Annotated in this window: 2 protein-coding genes; both read right to left on the reverse strand. The window is 71.0% G+C overall.

All coding sequences use genetic code 11. From position 1 onward, the window contains the following. Nucleotides 1–2,439: non-ribosomal peptide synthetase (locus VT50_RS37360; protein ID WP_143645359.1), on the reverse strand; the 2,439-nt coding region annotated here is incomplete at its 3' end. Continuing rightward, the coding region (locus VT50_RS37365) for a condensation domain-containing protein (RefSeq protein ID WP_240529483.1) at nucleotides 2,436–4,195 on the reverse strand (1,760 nt) is incomplete at its 5' end. The genes VT50_RS37360 and VT50_RS37365, both read right to left, overlap by 4 nt.

Raw genomic sequence — 4,195 nt, forward strand, 5'->3', positions numbered from 1 at the left:
CGGCACCAAACCCAACCCACCATCCACCACATACGCCCGGGTGCTGTCCGTGCCACGGCCGATCGGTACCGCCTCGGCGCTCGATCCACCCCTCACCACCCGGTGGTAGGTGGCGATCATCGTGGTCTCGGTAGGGCCGTAGGCGTTCACCACGGAGGTGCCGGGACAGGTGTCGGTCACTCGCCGGACCGCCGCGGGGGAGGCGGCCTCGCCTCCCGTCCACACCTCTTCGACATGAGCAAAGAAGTCGGGGGACTCATCGGCGAGGCTGTTGAACAGCGCCGTGGTCGCGAAGACGCCCGTGATGCCATGCTCGGCGATCACCTTGGCCATGGAGGCGGTGTCGAGCGGGCCATCGGGCATCAGGACGAGCTTGCCGCCACGGAGCAGGGGGACCCAGAGCTCATAGGTGGACGCGTCGAAGGCGAGGGGTGAGTGCACCAGCACTGTGTCGTGTGCACTGGCGCCGAACGCCTGGTCGCGGGCCAGTGCCACCAGGGCATGCTGGGTGATCACCACACCCTTGGGGGTGCCGGTCGAGCCGGAGGTGTACATCACATACGCCGGATGTGAGGGACGCAGCGGTGCCATGCGATCCGCGTCGGTCACCTCACCCTCGGGACAACCCGCCACCTCCCGCACCGTCTCCGGGTCATCCAGCACCACCACCGGAACACCCAACGACGGCAACCGGCCCACCACATCACCCGACGCCACCACCAGCACCGGCCCGGCGTCCTCCACCATGAACCGCACCCGCCCCGCCGGAAAGTCCGGATCCACCGGTACGTACGCGCCACCGGCCTTCAACACCGCCAGCAACACCACCACCACATCCACCGAACGCGACATGGCCACCGCCACCAGCCGCTCCGGCCCCACCCCACACCCCACCAAGAACCGCGCCAACCGATCCGACCGCGCCCCCAACTCTCCGTAAGACAACGCGACTTCACCATCCACCACCGCAACCGCGCCACCACCCCCCAACGCCTCCGGCACCGTCTCCGGCGCCACCGTCTCCACCGCGCCACTCCCCCACGCCAACAACTCCCCGCGCTCCGCCGCCGACACCAGCTCCACGCCGCCCACACTCCGCCCCGCACCGACCACGACCGCCTCCAACAGGGCGGACAGACGCCGTAGCACGCTCTCGACCGTGGCGCGGTCGAACACACCGGTGTGGTAGTCCAGCCGCAGGCGTAGGGTCTCGCCGGGGAAGACGACCAGGCTGAGCGGGTAGTGGGTGCCGTCGTGACCGTTGATGTCGGTCACCCGCAGGCCGGTGTCCGGCGGGCAGACGGCGTCCGGGTCCAAGGGGTAGTTCTCCACGACGACGAGCGAGTCGAAGAGCCTTGGGTGTCCGGCCAGTTGGCACACCTCGGTGAGGCCGGTGTACTGGCGGTCCAGGAGCCGGACATGCTCCTCCTGCACCCGGGCGAGCAGGGTGGCCAGGGTCTCGTCCTGGTCGAGTGTGATCCGCACCGGCACGGTGTTGATGAACAGTCCGACCATGCTTTCGACACCCGGGAGCTCCGGTGGCCTCCCGGCCGTGGTGATACCGAAGACCACGTCGTCGCGGCCGGTCAGGCGGTGCAGCATGATGGCCCAGGCACCCTGGATGACCGTGCCGAGGGTCAGCCCGTGGTCGCGTGCCCAGCCCTCCAGCCGGGCGGTGAGGTCACCGGGGAGCTCCAGTGCGACCCGGTCCCGCCGGGCCGGGCGGGCCGGAGTGGCGGCCGGGGCCAGCAGGGTGGGTTCCCGGAGCCCGGCCAAGGCCTGCCGCCAGCCTTCCTCGGCGGCCTCCCGGTCCCGCGCCGCGAGCCAGGCGAGGTAGTCCCGGTAGGGCGTCACCGGCGGCAGGTGGCCGTCGTCGCCTTCGCGGGCGTAGAGCTCGAACATTTCCTGGAGCAGGACGGGATAGGACCAGCCGTCGAGCAGGATGTGGTGGTTGGTGAGGGCCAGCAGGTGGCGGTCGGCGCCGATACGGATCAGGGTGAAGCGGAGCAGCGGGGGGTCGGTGGGGTCGAACGGGTGGTTTCGCTCCTCGTCGAGCACGCGTTCATATGCGGCCCGGCGCTCTGCGTCGGTCCCGGCTCCGGCCTCCGCTCCGGCGGTTTCGGTGAGGTCGATCTCCTTCCACGGCAGCTCGATCTCGCGGGGGATGATCTGGACGGGTTGGTCCATCCCCTCGTGCAGGAAGGCGGCGCGGAGGTTCTGGTGGCGGTCCAGGAGCGTTTCGGCCGCCGCCCGGAGCGCTGCCGGGCGCAGCCGCCCGTCCAGCCGGAGCACGATCTGGACGGTGTACCCGTCGCCACCGCCCCCATTACGGACGTCATGCACGTCATGCATGGCGTCGACGTCTTGCACGGCGTGGAAGAGCAGCCCCTCCTGCAAGGGCGACAGCGGCAAGACGTCGAGCAGTCCTGACTGTGTCATCGCTTCTTCCTCCACGCTGCCTCGAGTCGGTCGATCTGGTCCTGGTTGAGGTTCACCAGGGGGAGGTCGGAGGGGGTGCGGCCACCGGCGTCCGGGCGTTCGGCATGCGCCGTGATGGCCCTCAGCGTGGTGAACCAGGTGTGCGCGAGGTCGCTCACCTCCTCCTCGGTGAGAAGCCCACGGGCCCAGGACCAATGCGCCACGAGGCGCGGGCCGTCGGGGCCGTCGTATGTGACGGCGTTCAGTTCCAGGGGGTAGGGCAACGGGGCGTCGGCGTCCGCACCCGCCATGAGCGGCCCGCTCGTACCGTCCCCGGCGGGTGTCCACGGGGCCGCACCACGCGGTGCGGCGATGCGGCCGAGGTAGTTGAACCGGATGTCGGGGGTGCGGAGTGCGGCGAGGCGGGGGCGGGTGCGGGGGTTGAGGTAGCGCAGAAGCCCATAGCCGAGGCCCTGGCCGGGGAGGGCCCGTAGCTGCTCCTTTACGCGTTTGACCGCACGGCCGAGCGTGGGACCGCCGTTGCGGATCTCCCCCTGGTCCACGCGGCCCGGTTCCAGCCGGACGGGATAGAGGGCGGTGAACCATCCGACGGTGCGCGAGAGGTCCACCTCCTCGGCCAGGGGGTGTGACCGGCCGTGTCCTTCGACATCGACCACCACGGGCCCACCGGCGGCGCCCCAGCCGTGGCGCTCCCGCCACGTGTCGAGGGCCACGGCGAACGCGGCGAGCAGCACATCGTGCACACCGGTGTGAAACGCCCCTGGCACTCGGGTCAGCAACGGCTCGGTGTTCTCACCGGGCAAGGGCAACGCCATGTTTCCGGCGGTTCCGAAGGTGTCGCGGTCGCCACCGGTACGCCCCGCCACCACGGGCCGTACATCGGCCAGGGTCTTCTCCCAGTGGGGGAGTTCTCCCTCCCGGGCCTCCGTTTCCGCCTCGGTGGCCAGCAGTGCGGCCCAGCGGCGGAATGACGTGCCGGCCGGTTGCCACTCCACCGGGCGTTCCGCCGCCACCTCCGCCACCGATGCCCAGGCGGCCGCCAGGTCCAGCAGCAGGACGCGCCATGAGACACCGTCCACCGCCAGGTGGTGAATGACCAGCAGGAGCCGCCCCGGCTGCCCCGGCCCGGCGTCGAAGTGCACCGCCTGCCACATCACCCCCGCCCGCGGGTCGAGGCGGCCGCGGGCGGCGGTGAACTGCTCGGCCAGCAGGGTCTCCGGGGGCTGGCCCTCCGTGGTCTCGACACGGCGTATTCGCTGTGCGGCCCGTACGGTTCCCACCGCTGTCACCTCAGGCGACCACGCCCCATCCGGGCGGTGCGCCAGCCGGAGCCGCAGCGCGTCGTGGTGGTCGGCCAGGCCCCGGAGGGCATCCGTGAGCTGCCCGGTACCGGCTCCGGCGGGTGTGGTCACCAGCATCGCCTGGCAGAACCCGTCGACCGGGCCGCCCTGTTCACGGAGCCACTCCATGATGGGGGTCGGTGTCACCTCGCCGACCGGGACGTCGGCCGCCTGGTCACGGGCCGAACCGATCGCGGGCGTCGCCGTGTGCGCCAGCCGGGCCACCGTTTTGTGGGCGAATACCTCGGCCGGGGTGATGACCAGCCCAGCCGCTCTGGCCCGGCTGACCAGCTGGATGGTGGAGATGCTGTCCCCGCCGAGGTCGTAGAAGCCGTCCTCGGCCCCCACCCGCTCCAGGCCCAGCACCTCGGCGTACAAACGGCACAGCGTCCGCTCCACCGCCGTACGTGGCTCAC

It is taken from the genome of Streptomyces antioxidans, assembly GCF_000968685.2.
Lineage (GTDB): Bacteria > Actinomycetota > Actinomycetes > Streptomycetales > Streptomycetaceae > Streptomyces > Streptomyces antioxidans.